We start from the raw sequence: 17,285 nt of genomic DNA, 5'->3' as shown, positions 1-17,285 counted from the left end.
GGGTTTAAAAACGATAGATTGTTTCAATTATAACCATGTGTCGGCGCAAATTACTGGTTTTATCTCTATGAGCTAACTGTGCGACGACATTATGTGAAATAGTTGTTAATGGTGGTTTTGGAGCCATGACCTTGCAATAACGATGAAGACACCAAAAGTAAAAGTGTTACTGCCACTCTCTATGGGAATTAGCAATCGTCAGTTTGTATTTTGTATTTCACTTGGCCACCAGGAGTTTCTGGGTAGTAAACTTCGACATAACACATATGTTCTGGACCAACAGGCTTGTTTGCAAAACCAATAAGGAAGTAGGGTTCGTCTGGGCTGTCTACCCCATACCAAGTGTTGATAGTGAGTTGCGGATCAAAGCCTGCTAGCTCTTTTGCTGGAATAACATTTTTGATAAATCCAAAGTAACCAATTAGGTCGTTATGGCCGTCATTATCTAGATCAATGTTATATTGTATGCCGCCATCTACTGTCTCTTGAGATTGAATCACTGCTTTGGTGTAGACAAAGTTATTGGCGGTCATGAGTGCTTCTCTGGCTCCATATAGAACCGCAACTCTGGCATCTTTTTGTAAGCCAAGAAATTTAGGAAATGCAACGACGCTTACAATACCAAGAATGATGATGCACACAATGAGTTCAATAAGAGTAAATCCTTGAGAGCGACGCACAGCCTTTCTCCATGTTTTAGAAACGAATAGGCGGCTATTCTGATATAGAAACTTTCAGGTCAAGTATTAAAAAAGAATGATAGTAAGAGATCGGGATTGCAAATCTCAAATATAAAACAGGTTGCTTATCTTCGAGATGAGGAGTGATTTTGATAAAAACCAAGGAATGAACTCGAGAGGATAAAATCCTCCCGAGTAAAGCGACTAAGATTCGTGTGTCAGAGCACTGCGGTTACGTTTAAAAATGAATCGCCAAATAAATAAGACAATTGCGATGTAACCTAATCCTACACCAAGCGCTTGCCAGTGCATGCCGTTATACATCGCGATTGGCATCAAAGAGATGATGAAGATGTCAGTGATTGAGCCAGGGACATAAGCGATGGCGTAATCATCAAGCACCTTGCTACGCATTTTTGGATCAACAATACGAAGCAACGCAATACCCATGGCAACCGTACCGGTTAACCAACCCCAAGAGAAAATGCCTTTCTCGAACCAATCTTCTCCCATGATACGTGGGGCAACCCAGAAGATTAGCCATAGTGTGAAGGCGATACCGCCGATTGCAAGCACTACCATCGGCATTAAATACTGGGCTAAGACGGTAATCTTGATGGCTGAGATACCAAAGATAATCAAATAATCGGTACTGATGCCCGCAGCGTGTTTGAATGCACCGTCACAAAGATAGCGTGAAGCTTTCGTTTGTTTTGCGACGATTCGCACGAGCATGCCGCCAAGGAAGCCAGTTACGAACGTAGGGATTTGTACCTTATCGTGGAAAGAAGATAAGTAGTTAGCCGCTACATACGAGAAAGCTGTTACCACTACAACCAACGCCGCGTGAATCGCAAAAGAATCAACCGACAGGGAAGACATGGTGTCTTTCATTACCGGTTCTTGATCAACAGGCTTAACAAGGCCCTTGCGTTCGTGTTCGTCCATGCTGTCGAAGGTCGTAAAGCTACGAATCCAACCCATCTTCAATGCGAATTGCAGCATGAGCATGCCGACAGAAATTGAAATGAAAATACCCACGGTTGCGAACGTTAAGCCAAGTGTGAAGCCATCTTCCCAGCCAAGCCCCGTGAAGATTTCACCAACAACAGAGGCTGAACCGTGTCCGCCCATAAAGCCCGCAGACATTGTCACACCAAAGCCGGGATTAATCTCTGGCCAGAAGAAGGTTGTGAGAACTAGACCAAACATTGCCGCAAACAACCACTGAGAAACAGAAGCGATTTGGTTAAACGCCCACAATGAGCCAGCACGCTGTGCGACGGTTTTAGGTGATGGAACATCCGTTGCCAGACCTAACGCAGAAAAAAGTGCCGCAGTTAATAGGCTTGCGTTAGCGGTAAACGTATCGGTCCAAGGCAGTACGTCTAACAGGGCTGGTCCAAAAATTAGACCGAATAATCCTGCGAGAACCGCCGATGGAATGTACATACGCTGTAGTAATGGCGCGTGAACGCGAATGACTTTTGCCAAAATCAATAGTAAGCCAGCGATGGCTAAGTCAGTCAGCATTAGACCTTTAGGCATCTTATCCTCCAGTAAATGCAGTCAAGGGGTAGCGTCCTTGTGACCTACCTTGAATAAAAATCTCCCTCAAGCCAAAAAGCCACATATGTGACTAGAAGCGTTGAGAAATCAATGTCGTTTTCATAAGCAAAGGAATGTGCTTATGCAATTTGAAATGAGTGTAAATGTTGTGATTGCACACGAACAGGAAGAGAAATTAGATTAAATTTCTCGATATTTTTTTGATAGTTCACTCAGGAAAGGCGGCAATCCTAGTCACTTTGTCAGAGCAATGCAATTGGTGTGAATCAATAAATTATGCCTAGTTAATGGGTGTCTCTGACTAACAACATGAAAAATAAAGACAATTAACAAGCAATAATATTTGTCATATCGACAATAAAAGTTAATTAAATGGTTAAATTGTCGCCGCTTTATGGGGTGACGTTATGGATTCACATGAGAAAGAATAAAATCGACCAAGGTACGGTTTTTAAGGGAAAGCTGTTTTGAACGGTAAAGCAGGTGGATCGGTTTTGGCTTGGGAGCATGTTGCTGCAGAATTTCTACCAAGGCACCAGATTGGATTTCCTGCTCAACTAAGATCTTTGGTTGCATAAGAACACCAGAGCTTTTTAACGCGGCGAACTTAAGTACATCGCCATTGTTAGACGTTAATCGGGTGTTGCTGTTTCCAAAGGTATTAGATGGCATGTTCACCACTTGTTGGCTTTCTCCTTGGTGATACTGAAACCCCAAACAATGATGGTGTGCTAAGTCATCAAGTGATTGGATAGGGGCATGTTGCTCAAGGTAAGAGGGTGAGGCGCAGTAAGTCATGTGGTATTCACCCAATTTTCTCGCGACTAACGACGAATCGACCAACTCACCGATTCGAATAATCACGTCAGCTTCGCTTCGATATGGGTCAATCAAATTGTTGTCCAACATTAGCTCAACGTTCAAATCGGGAAATTCAGCTAAGAAGTTAGCCACGATAGGAGCAATGACCTTTTTGCCATACGTGACAGGGCAGTTAACTTTTACAGTTCCGGTTGGACGGTTGATCAGCGTCTGGATCAGGTTCTCTGCGTTGGTGATGTCTTCAATAATGCGGTGGCACTCTTGGTAGTAGAGTCTGCCAGCTTCGGTCAGGGACTGTTTGCGCGTGGTGCGATGAATTAGCTGTGTACCTAAGCTTTGCTCAAGAAAGCTCACGTGCTTGCCAACCATGGTCGGTGAAATATCAAAGTGGTGTGCTGCATTACGAAAGCTGCCGTGTTCGACCACGTAAGCGAAAACCTTCATGCCTGTTAATTTATCCATTACACACCCAGAGTTGATAAAGAAATAACTAAAGCAGAGTTTATCAATCAAATGAGGTTAATTACAGTGGACGTATGATTAAGAATGGAGAAAGAGAGCCATCATGAGCGAGACGATTTTTGTTACCGCCGAACTGAAAATGAATGCCGATAAGCCAAGACAACAAGTGGTTGAAGCCATTGAACAATTTTGCCTTGATATGCAAAGCGAAGCGGGGTGCTTGCAAGCGAATGCGACCTACGATTCTACAGAACCACAACGTGTGATTCTTTGGGAGCGATATGAAAACCGCACCGCGATTGAAGCGCATTTTGCTATGCCGCATACACAAGCGTTTATTGCTGCTGAAGTGGCAGAGTTAGTCCAAGCATTCGAAACCCAAGCTCAATAGGAGAGGCGAACATGAAATGGGGCATTTTAGGCACAAGCTTTATCTCAGGTGTCATGGCTGAAGCAATCCAAGGCGATGACAAGAGTGAACTGTACGCGGTTGCTGGGCGTTCGGAGCAGAACTTAAAGACATTCGCTGAGCAATATGGCATCGAGAATACGTTCACCGATTACGATGCGTTGATTGCTGATGAGCAAGTCGACATTATTTACATCGCACTGCCAAATCACCTTCATCATGACTTTATCGTCAAAGCGGCAGAGCAGGGGAAAGCGATCCTGTGTGAAAAGTCACTGTCGGTAGATATGGAAAAAACCGAGTTGGCACTAAAAGCAGTCGAAACGCACAAGGTATTCTTTGCTGAAGGTTTGATGTACTTGCATCACCCGTTGATCAGCGAGTTGGTTTCTGTGCTTAAATCAGGAGAGATTGGTGAACTTCGCTCGATTCATACTTCTTATATTGCGTCGATTGCGCAGTTTGTGAATCCAGACAGTAAAGGTGCTTTGTATAACTTAGGTTGCTACCCAATGTCATTAGTGCATTTGGTGGTGAAAACCATGTTGGGTGAACAAGCCTTTGGAAACCGCTTTATGACGGCGATTGGCCGAAGAGGCCATGACGGTAATATCTGTGAATCGAGCTTAATGATGCAATTTGGTGAGCAACAAACGGCGATCGTACACACTGCCGAAGATCACGGATTGAAACACCAATTCACCATTCTGGGTAGCAAAGGCTGTATTACGTTAGATTCAAACCCATGGCTACCAACGCAAGAAAACCAGTTTAGTGTGGAAATTTACGAGACGTCGAAGCGCGAGGTGTCTGTATCGGCAGCTGGAGACGCTTTCTTCTATCAAGTGCGCAATATTCGCCAAGCGGTTGAAGCAGGGCGTACATCGTTAGAGAACCCTTGTGCAACATGGGAAGACTCTCACCGTATTATGCAGCTACTGACTGAGTGGGAATCACTGGCTTCAAAGTAAGTCTGTACTTGAACCAATGAACATAAAAACGGCGCACTAAATCCAATATTTGGTGCGCCGTTTTGTTTTGGGTTCAGTCTCTGTTAAATGCGATTATCGCCGGTGCTGAACGCAATGATTTGGCTGATTTCAGACAGGCTTCTGCCACTATCTTGCTGCCATTGAACAAACGCTTTGTTGGTTGCATCGAGCGATTTTTTCGTATCTTTGCCACCTTCAATGATCTTGCAATTACGCAGGTAAGCTTCAACGTCGCTAGACAAGATGAAGGTATCAACGCCCATTTGGCGAAGTGTGTAAGGACCGGTATTGCCCCCTAGGCGATTACCGCGTTTCTTCAAATACGCCCACAGGTCGGTGATTTTCTCTTGCGGCCAATCGGCAACCATTTTGCCAAACGAGCCATATTCGATTTTTGCTTCGTGGATCATACGTGCGTTGGCAGGAATCGACATGACTTTAGTGAGGTGGCGAATGATGCGTTTGTCGGTTGCTTTGGTTTCCCATTGCTCATCTGACAGCATCAACAGCGGCTCAATCTTAAATCCGAAGAACACTTCTTCGAAGTTCGGCCACTTGTTGCGAACTACGCTCCACGAAATCCCACTTTGGAATACTTTCATCGAAAAAGCGGCCAGCCAACGGTCGTCGGGAATCGCTGTCAATTCTTCTTTGCTTAGTGGATGAGACAAAAGTGCTTCAAGTTGATCTTCACCACCTTTACGCTCAGCAGCGCGCTGATAAATCGCGTCAAATTTTTCGATACTCATAAAAGAAGTTAGTCCTAGTTTATGTCGATATTTGCGAAACATACTACGCTTAAGTGGCTGAATCGTAAATTGATGGAGTGTCACAAATGAAGAAGGTCACATTAACGTTTGTCGGGGAAGGTTCGGATCGTATTGCGGAAAAATTCTATGCGTGGATGACGGACGGTGGGTTAGAAGATAGCATGATTGAGAATTTATCTGACCGTGAAATCTCAGTGGTCGGCATCAGTGATATGGATAATGAAACACGTGATGTGGTGATCAATACGGAAATGAATTAACGAGTCGACTTTCGTCAGCAAGCAGAATCAGATAAAACAAAGCCCTTCACGAGAAGGGCTTTGTTGCGTTTATAAGCGTGAGAGCCTAGTTATTTACCAGCGTCAGACCGCTTGGCAGTGCATCACCGAAGATACGCTTCGATTCGCTCTCAGATAGCTCTTTGACTTCTTCAACCAATGATACCCAAGATTCAGGTACCTTGCTTTGCTTCAACTTAGCCAGTACCTGTTCACGGTAGTCGTCAGAGATATCGAATAGGCGGTCGCCCGTCTTACGACAAATCATTACGGCTGCGAAAGCGATCATTGGCTCTTTCTGCCAGTTCTGCTCTAACAGCTTAGGCAACCACTGTTCCGCTTGTTCACGAGGAATGACGTTATGCTGACTGCCATATAAAGGCGTACGTGATGCCAAGCGACCCATTGCCCACCAGTGTGCTTGTTCGAACTGGTTATGGTTGATGGCTTTGCTCAAGAACCACGTAGCCAATAGAACTTTGTCTTCGACTTCTAGATGCTCCAGAGAAGCTGACAAACGTACCATCGACTCGTAACCCATATCTTGTGCCGCTTTGGCGGATTGTGGGTTTTTCATCGCACCAGGATGTAGGTATTTCGCGATGTCCGCCAAGATGGTCTCTTGTTGCTCTTGGCTCAAGCCACCTGCGATACGACGCCAGAACACCCACCAGTCAGTCCAACCTTGATGGTTCTTAAACTGAATGTTTTGTTGGTAGAGACCCCAAACTTGCTCAATGCGCCATGAATCGGTTGGATCGCCAAAGCCCGGACGCAACGCAAAGCCCGCCAAACGAAGCCAGTTTTTCTCGTGTTGTTCAGAACGACGGCGACGCTTACGACCTTGCGCAAAGGTATCAAAAAGTTGACGTAGGGTAGTGAAATCCCACTCGTCACGTTTGCCCAGTTTCTTCTCAAGATCTTTGGCTAAGGTTTTGATCTCTTTGCTTTCTGCGCTTTTCTTATTACCGCTGTAAAGGCGAGCGATCAGCTCCTTACATTCGTTCAGTTTAGGGTGAAGCTTAACTTGTTCACTGTCGTCAGTTTGCTTGTTACGAACTTCGAATTCCAGCTCCCAACGTTTGCTGTCATCTTCTGCGCTGACACATTCCATCTTAAGCGTGCCGACTTCGGTCAACTGACACGCCAGTTGTACTTCCACGCGCTCTTTTTGGTTGGCTTGCAGTTCGGCGCCTTCACCTTCAAGAGTGGTGATATAAGGCGGAAGAGGAGCAAATAAGTCAGGATCAACGTCCACCATCACACCGTTTTGAATGGCAGTGTTATTGGTTAAGGTGTCGTGGGTAGAGGTCAGCAAGTTAAAGCGAACGGGCTCACCTAGGGTAAGCGAGAAACGACGACCACTTAAGCGGATCTCGTGACCTTCTTCTGTGCCTTTTGCAAGTAAACAGAGGGCTTTACCCATTTTGTTTTTTTCTTGTAGATGCAAGAAGTAAGAGCGTGCAGCACCACCACCAATTTTCAGTTGTGCGCCACGACGCGCTTTACCAAACGCAACCGCACCTAGTGCGACCGACCAATCTGGATGTGGGTTATCTAATACCGTAACTGGTGCGCCGCGCCAGTCAGAAAGTAGGGTAGTGACACGTTCAGTCACCAGAGCACTGTTGAACACGCCACCGTTCAGCAATAAGCCAACTGGGATCGCGTTGTGTTTGTCGTCTTCAATGCCAAGAGCGGCGCGAGATACTTGCTGATGCTGAGTTAAGAACTCGGCAACGTGCTTGCTCACCGCTGGGTCAGCAACGTATGGAAGACCAAACTCGACAACCGCGCTGCGGCGTTTGTCTGGCACTTCACTGAAATCAGAAAGCGGGAAGAAACCATCCAATGCGATTTGGTGCACTTCTTGTTTGCTTAGAGCAATACTCTTTGTGCCCCCAAGCAGCTTAGAACCACTGCCTAGCATGGTGATCTTTACTTCTTCAGGTGCACTCGTTGAGAGCAGGTTTTCTTTGGCTTTACGAGTTTGCTGAATAAGCTTGGTTAGGCTTGCAGCAGTGAGTTTTTTGGTTTGACTGAAGCGACTTTCAGCAAGGTGCGCTAACGCTAAGTCGAGGTTATCGCCACCTAGCATTAAGTGCTCACCAACGCCAATACGATCAAGTGCTAAGTCGTCATGAGTGAACTTAGCTTCGATAAGACTTAAGTCTGTTGTACCACCACCCACATCGCAAACAAGGATTAGTGGCAGATCTTTTAATTCGTCAGCCGCGGTTTGCTGGTGGCGTGCGTACCAGTCGTAACACACCGCCTGTGGCTCTTCAAGCAAGACGATTTTTTTCAAGCCAGCAAGCTCGGCGGCTTCAAGTGTCAGTTTACGTGCGGTTTCATCAAATGATGCCGGAACGGTGACAACTACGTCTTGGTCTTCGAGTTTGTTACTTGGATGACGGTAGTTCCATGCTTGACGAATATGATTGAGGTAACTTGCGCTGGCAATAACTGGCGAGACTTTATCCACGTCTTGCGCACCAGCCCAAGGAAGAATGTCTGAACTACGATCCACTGCTTGGTGCGATAGCCAGCTTTTAGCACTGGATACCTGACGTCCTTCCACCTTAGCGCCTAATTCACGAGCCCATTCACCCACGATCACATTACTAATGTCGCCAGATACCGGTTCGTTTTCCCAAGGAAGTGTTAGGTCAGAAGGGGAGATTTGACCAACTGCAGGGTGATAGCGGAAAGAGGGCAGCAATGGTTTACGAACCACTTCACCCGGACCAATCAATTGGTCGATGTCGAATAGGGATACTTCGGATTGTTCAAGGTTGTCGGTGATTTCACAGTACGCCACCACAGTGTTTGTGGTGCCAAGGTCAATACCAACAAGAAAACGAGGAGATGCCATACAAACCTTCGTGTATTTAAAAACGGCACCCGATTGGATGCCGTTTGATTTCTATTTATTCTTCTTCGTTTGAGTTGCTTTTCGCGTCTTCGCGCACATCGAACTCAACATGCCATTTTTGACCGTTATCAGCAGCAATGGCTTCTAAGTAAAGCGTACCAAGCTCAGTGACGCGAGAGGCTAGGGTTACCGGAACCACTTCGCCTTCACGACGACCTTCAGATACAGGGAGCGTTACTTGAATTTCTGGTAGCTCTTCGAGCTCTTCTGGTGCCCAGTAGTCTAGGTGAGTACCTGCTAGGTCATCACGACGAACCGTTGAGCCGAAGAATTGGAAGTTAACCGGCTGACCGATGATCAAACCAAACTCTTGGCTTGGTACGTCAACGCTGGAACCTTCTTCCATACCAAATGGTGCAACGCAAAGTGCTTCCATTGGAGGCGCCATGCCAGGAATCGCAGGCATCGCACTTTCGATACCCACGTAGTACGCCGAAGCAATACCACCACGGATACGAACGCCTTGACCACGACGTACAGAGCCGTAGTAAGCCGCACCGCTAGCAACCGCAAGGTCTAGATCCACACCTGTTAGGCGCTTCGCCATTTCTGCATCTGCTTCAATTAACCATTCGTTGATCGTGTCTTCTAGACGAGTTGCTAGAAGTTTCGATTTCAGAACACCACCGTTGAATAGGATTGCGGTTGGCTTGATGAAGTCAACTGATTGGGCTGCATCCGCACCTGGCATACCAGGCATGTTAGCGAATGGGTTGAAATCTTGAGCTGCTTCGCCGCCATATCCTGAAGCGGAAAGGGCATTAGCTTGCTTAGACAAGAACGCTGCAATGTGACGAGTAATGCCCGCATCTTGTGCGTAAGGCAGACCCATTTGCGTTAGTGCACCACGGCTACGTTGAACAGGGTGGTCCGTAATCGCAACTTGAGGGAAGAAGCCGTCAACCAGTGTTTGTTGTACTTCTTCTTGAGTCAGTTCTGTTTTTAGCGTTGCGCCAAGCAGTTTAGAACCACGGCTTGGTACCACGATTGGCACTGACTGAAGCTCGCTGTCGTTCAATAGCGCTTCTTTAGCGTCACGACATGCGTGCGTCATTGCCTGAACTTGCCATGGCTGTAGCTCTTTGCCTTCTTGCGCTAGCTTCATCTTCAAGCGGTACGCAAGTGCAAGGTCCATGTTGTCACCGCCAAGTAGGATGTGTTCACCTACCGCAATACGGTTCAGAGTTAGGTTGCCGTCGTCTTCAGTTACTTCAACCAAAGAAAGGTCGGTTGTACCACCACCGATATCGACTACAAGCACGATGTCGCCAACTTCAACTTCGTCGCGCCATTTGTCGTTACTGTTATCGATCCAGTTGTAAAGCGCAGCTTGTGGCTCTTCTAGAAGCGTTAGGTGCACAAAACCAACGTTGCGTGCTGCTTCTGCAGTTAGATCGCGAGCAGCAGGATCAAAGGAAGCAGGAACCGTAATAGTCACGTCTTGATCGGCAAGGTTGTGATTTGGATTGGTGTGATTCCAAGCGTCTTTTAGGTGCTCTAGGTAAAGCTCTGTCGCACGAAGAGGGGATACTTTTTCCACTTCTTCTGGGCTACCTGCTGGTAGGAAGGCATCACGACGGTTCACACCTGCGTGGCAAAGCCAAGATTTCGCACTTGCCACAAGGCGAATTGGTGTTTTTGAACCTAGGTTACGTGCAATTGCACCAACCAGCGCTTTTGGCTCGCTCGACCACGGAAGAACGCGTGATTGCGGGTTCATTTCGTGCTCGTGTGGTTGGTAAAGGAAAGAGCCTAACTGGCTACGAGTCTCTACCGTACCCGGCGCAGTCAACTGCGGGATTGGCATCACTTCAACGCGAGCGTCTTCGTTGTGTGTATCAACAAAAGACATAACACAGTGTGTTGTACCTAAGTCGATACCAACACTGAATTTAGGCGTCTGTTGAGTTTCAACAGACGCTTCTTGAGAATGGTTTTCTTGGTTCATGTGTTCCATTACAGCTCAACCTCAGCTGGAGCGATCACAGATGCATCGTAGTTCTCAGCAAGTTTAGGCAACGTCATTGATGTTGCTTTCCAGCCTTTGTGAACTAGCGTGCCGTTGAATGGCGCGCTGCCTGTTACGTTGCCAGTTAGGCGGATTTGTTGTGGGTTGAAGCCTTCTTCAACCGTAATGCGAGTTTCTTCGTCTTCGTTACGAACGTGCGCTAGCGTCACGTAGTCGTTCAGTACTTTCTGACCGCCAGTGTGGATTACGCGAGCAGCTGCGCCTACTTCTTCATCAGAGAATGACGTTAGGTCTTCTTTTAGGAAGTCAATCAGACGAGCTTCTTGTTGCATGATAGAAAGCAGCTGCATTGCAGAGTCCGTTGATGCGGTTGCAAGTTTTGATTCAACTTCTACAACACGCTCTACGACTTTCTCTACTTCCACTACTTTTTCTACTTCAACGATCTTCTCAACTGGTTTCTCAACCTCGACGATTTTCTCGACTGGTTTTTCTACCACTTTCTCGACCACTTTTGATTTGCGCGACACTGCAACTAGAAGAAGCAAAACGCTCGATGCGGTTAGGCCTGCGTGAAGCATATCGAACGTTTGAGGAATTAGGTTCAAATCAATGTTCATGACGTTTTTTCTCTTTCTATTGATTTATTGGTGCTCAGTATTGGCTCATATTTGTTCACTAAAACGATCGTCTTTGCGATCTTGCACCAAGTTTAGACATTAAAATGATGACGGATGGTAGCATATTCAAGGCTTAAGGCTGTAATAATTCGTGACTATACCGTACGAACAGAGTGAAAAATCGACGATCAGACTCCCCAATATAGGTTGTTGCTTGATGTTTGTGCATTGCTAACGCAGTATTTCAATAGATCCCGAAGTTTAACTTACGGAAGTATCAAAAATTACGATATGACACAAAGCACCGCTCATAAGAGCTTTATAAAACGACATTCAGACTCTATTTTAGCTTTTTTGGCGACTTTATGTGTCACTGTTGGTGTAGTTGGTGCTGCTTATACAATGCAGCAACGGTATACACAGACGACGTTTGATACTTTAGCCGACCGACAAGCAGAATCACTTAAAGCAAACGTCGAGAATGATCTAAAGTTCATTGGTGCGGGCGCAAACTTTTTCCATTCGATTGAGCGAAGCTATTGGCCATCGTTTCCGATGTATGCGGAACAAGTGATTAACAGCTCGCGAAGTCTCATTGGACTTCAATGGATGCAAAAGGTCGAATTCGAAGATCTTGATGAACATATTTTAAAGACCCGTCAAAAATTTCCAAACTTCCAACCGTTTACCGTTCCTAAAGATGGTCCCAAAACCTACGGGTACATTTTTGAACACAATGAGCCAATTTTTATCGCGTCGGATATCTACCCAAGAACACCGGAAAACCTTTCTCTATTGGGTTTCTATTTTTCGCGCAAACGCTTCGATTTAATCTTGGATGATATTTCCGAAAATGGGCGAGCGAATGTCTCGGATAAAGTTCGCTTACTGCAAGATGGTTATGACAAGTCCATACCTAAGACTGGGTTGCTGGTGTTCCATCCAGTGTTCGACTTCGAGAACAAATATTTATTAGGAGTAGTGACCGGTGTTATCCGAAGTACGGTTTACTTTGAGGATTTGATTACGAAAACCGCGACGGAGCTCGATATGTCGGTGCGCGTAGAAGATTTGGGATTCGACGCAGCAGATGACCCTGTTCTCTTTCAAAGTGCTAGCTGGGATAACATTCGAGGAACCGTTATAAGCCGAACCATTCAACTGCCTAACCGTGAATGGCGTATTGACTTTAAACTTTCTGACGCAGTCTCAGCTTGGGAGCGTTCTATTTTAGCGGGCACGACGCTAGCCGGATTGGTAATCGCCTTTTTGATCAGTTGGATTGTGAATTTACAGTCTCGAGAAAAAGAGCGCTTAGCGGTCATGTTGGAGCTCAAAACCGTTGAATTAAAAAGAATGGCAGAGCGAGACCCTCTAACTCAACTACTGAATCGCCGAGCATTCAACGATCACTTGCTTAATCAGATAAACAAAGGTGTTAACTTCGCCTTGGTTGGTTTTGATATCGACCACTTCAAAGTGATTAATGACAAACACGGCCATTTAGGTGGAGATGAAGCGTTGCAACATGTCACTAAGCTGGTCAGTGCTAATTTAAAACCGGGAGATAAGTTTTACCGCGCTGGTGGTGACGAGTTTTGTATTATTTCTAAAGTCATTGATAGAGCAGTGCTAGAAGCTTACCTAGAAAAGTTACGGAGTGTTGTGGCAAGTACGGCTTTTGATTATGGTGATGCGTCAATCATCTGTACGTTGAGTATCGGTGCGGTTATCCATAAAGAAGAAGATCCTGAGAGCTTGTATCACAAAATGGACAGTCAACTCTATTTGAGTAAAAAAAACGGCCGTAATAATGTGTCGATCGGCGATTAAATGGGCGCACAAATTCGAGTTTTACGCCTTGTTACGATAGAATCGCACGCTTTAAATTTTTATGTTAGGAACCAAGGCAAACTATGAACCATAACCGTATTGTATGCTTCGATTTAGAAATGTGTTGCTGGAATGAAAATGGCGTCGGCAGCACGGGTGAAATTATCGAAGTGGGGTTAGCTGAAATAGATTTGTCTAAAGGTGAGATAGTCAAGCGTGCTCAATACTACGTGAAACCAGAACACGATGAAGTGTCTCTGTTTTGCGCTGAGTTAACGGGCATCACACCACGTAAGATTGAAAAACAAGGACGCCCACTAGAAGAAGTGCTTAAATCCATGGTTAAGAACTTCGGTGGTCGCAACAAAATCTTTGCATCTTGGGGGCGAGATGACCTCATTCTTCTAGAAGAGTGTAAGCAAAAAGGTATTGAAGCACCGTTCACAGAGTTCATCAACTTAGCGACACTCTACCGTATTCAAAATCGTCTTAAAGATAGACGTATAGGCCATCGAGCCGCTCAAGAAGCAAAAGGAATAGACTGGGAAGGGCGTCAACACTCTGGCTATGTAGATGCATACAACTTAGCTAAGCTTGCTTTGACCATGTTTTAGTTATTCGAACCTAGCTAGCTTGTAATTAAATAATCATCCAACCATTGTTGTTTTGTCATGCAGTCTGTTTAGTGTGGAAAGAGCTAAACACATACCTTGACCAGTATTTTAATAACAATGTCGTTGGCTTATTGAAAAACGCGCAGAGTGCGCGTTTTTTTATGGCTACAGAAGCGATATCTGTTGTCATTCTAGGGGTAGCTTAGAGTTAGCCAGCGACTTATATACTCATCTCGTCACTTTACTGAGACTGTAACTTCGCTCGAATGAACTCGCTGTGATCAACATAGAGTAGCTCTGCTGTTTTACGGATCACCGCGTCTTCTAGCGGGTCAATTTCGCCGTCTGCGTAAGCGACTTCCCACATGCTTTTGATTAAGTTGTAACGAGTTTCTTGAGTCAGTTCTCTTAGTTGAGAGGTAAAGTCGTACAGCGAAGCGGAATCTTTTATTTTCTGTTGCGCTTGCTCTAACAAAGTATTTGATTCTTCTTCATTTAACGAAAGCAGTTTCATCAATAAAGAGCGCTTTGTTTCTTGTTCTCTATCATCGACACTATGGTCTGCGCCAGAAACTTCACAAAGCAAACACGCGATAGCCATGTTAGGGGAAAGTGTGTTGGTTTGGCTTAAATCAGAGCCATCAATGAGTTGTTTAAATAATGATGTGAGAGAATTAAACATAATGAACACCGAGCTATTGTTTATTTGGTTAACATGGTAATAAATACGGAAGATCTCAAGGTGCGATACCAAATTTAGCACGCCGTTGACATTTAAGAACGGCCACTTTCTCCCCAAAAAAACTAAACTCCTGAGTTAGTTCAAGGTGACTTGCCTCTTACAAAGGGCAAGTCATTTTGGGATTGATACTCAGCTTTCAGCACGTGTCGGTGGAAAATGAACTTCGTCACCATCACTCGTCAGAATACTAATTTGACTTGGTTTGCCTTCATCATCAAGGCGTAGCTCACCAATGGCACTATGGTTAACCAAGCGATAAAAGTTGTGCGTACTTGGTGCGCGTTTGTAAATCTTGAGTCGTTTACGTTTTGTGAACCAGTTTAAAGGTGAGCGAGGGCTGTATAGCAGTCTATCTAGGCCATCACAAATATTGAGCAGTTGTGTAGGGAACTGATTTTTAATTCCACTACAGGTGATTTGATAGATATTCGGACTGTTTTTTCGATAGCGGAGCTTAATATCGTATGCAAAAGAGTAGTGTACGTCGCCAGAGAGAATAACAAAGTTAGTTGGTGTCTTTGTGTGTGTGAAAATACTAATAAGAGTATTCGCACTTCCGGGGTGAGCCATCCAGTTTTCAGCATCAACCATCAATGGTTTACCAAGCATGGTCACCACACGTTGTAGTGCTTCGATAAATTTCACACCAAACATTGGCGCGGCAGAAACAATAACAACTTTGTCTTGGTGCACGAGTTCTTGGTGGAACTCAATCATCGCTTCCCAGTCCATTAAGCCAGAAGGTTTGTTCATTTTAGACTCAGAACGCCAGCGTCTGGTTCGTGTATCTAGCACGACAACTTTTGGTGTCGTAGGAATGGTGTAGTGCCAATTCTCAAAGCGATACAAATATTGAATAAATGCATCTTGGGTTTGCGAGGTTCGCTCATCGATAAAGCGTTGAGCGAGGCTCATAAATTCATCATTGAATTTTTCTGGCGCATTTCCCCAACCTTGGCAAACCCAGTAAGCAATCAAGCTATTACCGATAATGCGTTTTGCAAACGTGTTGCTGTATGCGGCTTGTTCCCAGCCTATGGTGAGATTCCAATCGTCGGTGACATCGTGATCATCAAAAATCATATAGGTTGGAATGTGAGCGAGTAAGCGTTGAACCTTGTCCAGACCTGCGACGAATTTATCAATTTGTTTTTTTTCTTCGCGCCATTGCTGCTGCCATTTGGGTTCAAGAACTTCTCCGCCGACAGTAAATTCGTTTTCTAATAAACGATCCGTTCGAACAAGCTTCCACAAGGTCGGAGACCAAACCAATAAGTACATTGCAAAGCACTCAGCAAAGCTTATTAGGTGATTCTCACACTCTTTGGCGCTGAATATTGGTGTCCCTCGGTGTGGAAAAAACTTACTTAGTAAACTGTCATCACTCACATAATGAGGCAACAATTTATCTCGACCATAATAGCAAGCAGGGTGTTGGTAGAGCTCATTGGTATTTTTTATCGGAGCTTGATCGAATTCTTCGCCTGGCAAACCCAATAAAGCTATGACTTGCTCAATGGCATCGAGAGTGGGGCCTGCAACATGGTCTGCATAGATTTGATCACCACTCATGATGAGCATATCCGGTCTTTCTTCAATGGATTGAGACGCGATTTTATGATCCGCAGCGACCAATGTATCATCACTGAAGTGATGGGGATTACGGCAAGAGCCATGTAGGAGATAATCCGCTTTTTCACTAACGAGGAACTCAATACCCAAGTTTGGCGTATTATCTCGCTCATAAGTCAGGTGAGGGAGCAGTTCCGTCACTAATCCATATTGCGTTTTTATTTGATAGCGTAACGCTTGATGGGTTGGAAACTCGCCTTCTAATTTAAGTAAGCAACACCACGCATTGAGGCCGATTTGAAGCTGTTCTTTTTGTTCACTTAAAGGGGCTTGATAAAGGATGGAGGCATTTTCATCCGTAATTTGCACCATACCCTCCAAGCGTTGGGTGGTGACTAGCCAAATATTGATTTCAGTTGCGGTCACTTTACGTAGGATCGGACCTGCAACGACAAGAGGAAGTGAAGAAATTTCAGTCGTGTTCATCAATGCTGGCAAAACGGCTCCTTATGTGTCAGCTTCTTCTTCTAATATTTCGATAACTTGCGAGCTACTAAGTTCATGTCCCATAAGGAACAAACCAAGCATCGCATCGGCTTTTGACGCGTTATCACTGTCTTCATCCAAAATTTGCTGAAGCCGAGTTCTAATTAAGTCGATTTCGTGTTCGACGAAGCCACGCCCTTCTTCGTCACCTTGACCATCTTCTGGTGCATTATCAAAGTGCAAAAACAACATGTCACCATCGAGTTGAGTCCCTATCAACCTCTCTGGCAGCCATGCTTCTCCCATCACAATGTCTGGGTCTGTGTCTGCGGGTAAATGATTCAAGGTAGAGATGAGTTCTGATGCTTTCACTTTTTACTTCATTATGTTTGATTTAGAACTAAGCTAGAGTTTAAGCGCTTGTTGTAATGGTAAAATATTCGCAAACAAGCTCACCTAGTCATGCAATATTAATATGATCATGGGACTCAAACTGTCACGAGGATGACAACATTTGCCATTGTAACGGCTA

The 17,285-nt window shown here is 45.1% G+C and carries 15 protein-coding genes; 5 read left to right on the top strand and 10 right to left on the bottom strand.

All coding sequences use genetic code 11. The features are described 5' to 3' along the window. Nucleotides 1-188: 188 nt before the first annotated feature. From MTF70_RS17535 to MTF70_RS17525, 3 genes are all read right to left on the bottom strand, one after another. Nucleotides 189-680 (bottom strand): type II secretion system protein, encoded by a 492-nt coding sequence (locus MTF70_RS17535; protein ID WP_005377704.1) that lies wholly within the window; start codon nt 678-680, stop codon nt 189-191. A gap of 204 nt (nt 681-884) precedes the next feature. Continuing rightward, nucleotides 885-2,228 (bottom strand): sodium/glutamate symporter, encoded by a 1,344-nt coding sequence (locus MTF70_RS17530; protein ID WP_042522897.1) that lies wholly within the window; start codon nt 2,226-2,228, stop codon nt 885-887. A 426-nt stretch (nt 2,229-2,654) separates the two neighbouring features. Beyond that, entirely contained in the window at nt 2,655-3,533 is an 879-nt protein-coding gene (locus tag MTF70_RS17525; protein ID WP_248394178.1) for a LysR family transcriptional regulator, read from the bottom strand. A gap of 103 nt (nt 3,534-3,636) precedes the next feature. Here MTF70_RS17525 and MTF70_RS17520 point away from each other — a divergent pair, with 103 nt between their 5' ends. Both MTF70_RS17520 and MTF70_RS17515 read left to right on the top strand, forming a co-directional pair. Continuing rightward, nucleotides 3,637-3,924, top strand: coding sequence for an antibiotic biosynthesis monooxygenase (locus tag MTF70_RS17520; RefSeq protein ID WP_005377698.1), 288 nt, complete (start codon nt 3,637-3,639; stop codon nt 3,922-3,924). A gap of 11 nt (nt 3,925-3,935) precedes the next feature. Continuing rightward, nucleotides 3,936-4,913 (top strand): Gfo/Idh/MocA family oxidoreductase, encoded by a 978-nt coding sequence (locus MTF70_RS17515; protein WP_042522899.1) that lies wholly within the window; start codon nt 3,936-3,938, stop codon nt 4,911-4,913. An 83-nt stretch (nt 4,914-4,996) separates the two neighbouring features. Here MTF70_RS17515 and MTF70_RS17510 read toward each other — a convergent pair whose 3' ends face one another. Continuing rightward, nucleotides 4,997-5,683, bottom strand: coding sequence for a DNA-3-methyladenine glycosylase I (locus MTF70_RS17510; protein ID WP_205460942.1), 687 nt, complete (start codon nt 5,681-5,683; stop codon nt 4,997-4,999). 86 nt (nt 5,684-5,769) lie between these two features. Here MTF70_RS17510 and MTF70_RS17505 point away from each other — a divergent pair, with 86 nt between their 5' ends. Further along, nucleotides 5,770-5,964 carry a hypothetical protein gene (locus MTF70_RS17505; protein WP_005377692.1) on the top strand — a complete coding sequence of 65 codons (195 nt, stop codon included), beginning with the start codon at nt 5,770-5,772 and terminating at the stop codon, nt 5,962-5,964. A gap of 85 nt (nt 5,965-6,049) precedes the next feature. On the opposite strand, the gene MTF70_RS17500 is transcribed toward MTF70_RS17505, so the two are convergent. Genes MTF70_RS17500 through MTF70_RS17490 form a run of 3 tightly spaced genes read right to left on the bottom strand, consistent with a single transcriptional unit; the run spans nt 6,050 to nt 11,506 of the window. Continuing rightward, the gene (locus MTF70_RS17500) at nt 6,050-8,857 is read right to left on the bottom strand and encodes an Hsp70 family protein (RefSeq protein ID WP_248394176.1); all 2,808 of its coding nucleotides are present in this window, start codon (nt 8,855-8,857) and stop codon (nt 6,050-6,052) included. A 55-nt stretch (nt 8,858-8,912) separates the two neighbouring features. Then, on the bottom strand, nt 8,913-10,874 hold the full coding sequence (locus MTF70_RS17495; RefSeq protein ID WP_205460943.1) for an Hsp70 family protein: 1,962 nt from the start codon (nt 10,872-10,874) through the stop codon (nt 8,913-8,915). Beyond that, nucleotides 10,874-11,506 (bottom strand): DUF2760 domain-containing protein, encoded by a 633-nt coding sequence (locus MTF70_RS17490; protein WP_033905247.1) that lies wholly within the window; start codon nt 11,504-11,506, stop codon nt 10,874-10,876. The genes MTF70_RS17495 and MTF70_RS17490 overlap by 1 nt, the downstream gene beginning before the upstream one ends. A 291-nt stretch (nt 11,507-11,797) precedes the next feature. Here MTF70_RS17490 and MTF70_RS17485 point away from each other — a divergent pair, with 291 nt between their 5' ends. Both MTF70_RS17485 and MTF70_RS17480 read left to right on the top strand, forming a co-directional pair. Next, complete coding sequence (locus MTF70_RS17485) at nt 11,798-13,339, top strand: sensor domain-containing diguanylate cyclase (RefSeq protein ID WP_248394174.1); 1,542 nt, start codon at nt 11,798-11,800, stop codon at nt 13,337-13,339. An 83-nt stretch (nt 13,340-13,422) separates the two neighbouring features. Then, nucleotides 13,423-13,953, top strand: coding sequence for a 3'-5' exonuclease (locus MTF70_RS17480; RefSeq protein ID WP_033905248.1), 531 nt, complete (start codon nt 13,423-13,425; stop codon nt 13,951-13,953). A 241-nt stretch (nt 13,954-14,194) separates the two neighbouring features. On the opposite strand, the gene MTF70_RS17475 is transcribed toward MTF70_RS17480, so the two are convergent. The 3 genes from MTF70_RS17475 to MTF70_RS17465 form a co-directional block, all read right to left on the bottom strand. After that, a complete protein-coding gene (locus tag MTF70_RS17475) occupies nt 14,195-14,635 on the bottom strand; it encodes a TerB family tellurite resistance protein (protein ID WP_017820644.1) in 441 nt (146 codons plus the stop codon). 189 nt (nt 14,636-14,824) lie between these two features. Continuing rightward, nucleotides 14,825-16,765 (bottom strand): alkaline phosphatase D family protein, encoded by a 1,941-nt coding sequence (locus MTF70_RS17470; protein ID WP_064353898.1) that lies wholly within the window; start codon nt 16,763-16,765, stop codon nt 14,825-14,827. A gap of 9 nt (nt 16,766-16,774) precedes the next feature. Continuing rightward, the gene (locus tag MTF70_RS17465) at nt 16,775-17,125 is read right to left on the bottom strand and encodes a hypothetical protein (RefSeq protein ID WP_005377676.1); all 351 of its coding nucleotides are present in this window, start codon (nt 17,123-17,125) and stop codon (nt 16,775-16,777) included. Nucleotides 17,126-17,285 lie beyond the last annotated feature (160 nt).

The organism is Vibrio sp. 2CM40D (genome assembly GCF_023161825.1).
Lineage (GTDB): Bacteria > Pseudomonadota > Gammaproteobacteria > Enterobacterales > Vibrionaceae > Vibrio > Vibrio alginolyticus.
This window is presented reverse-complemented; position numbering and strand designations above follow the sequence as displayed.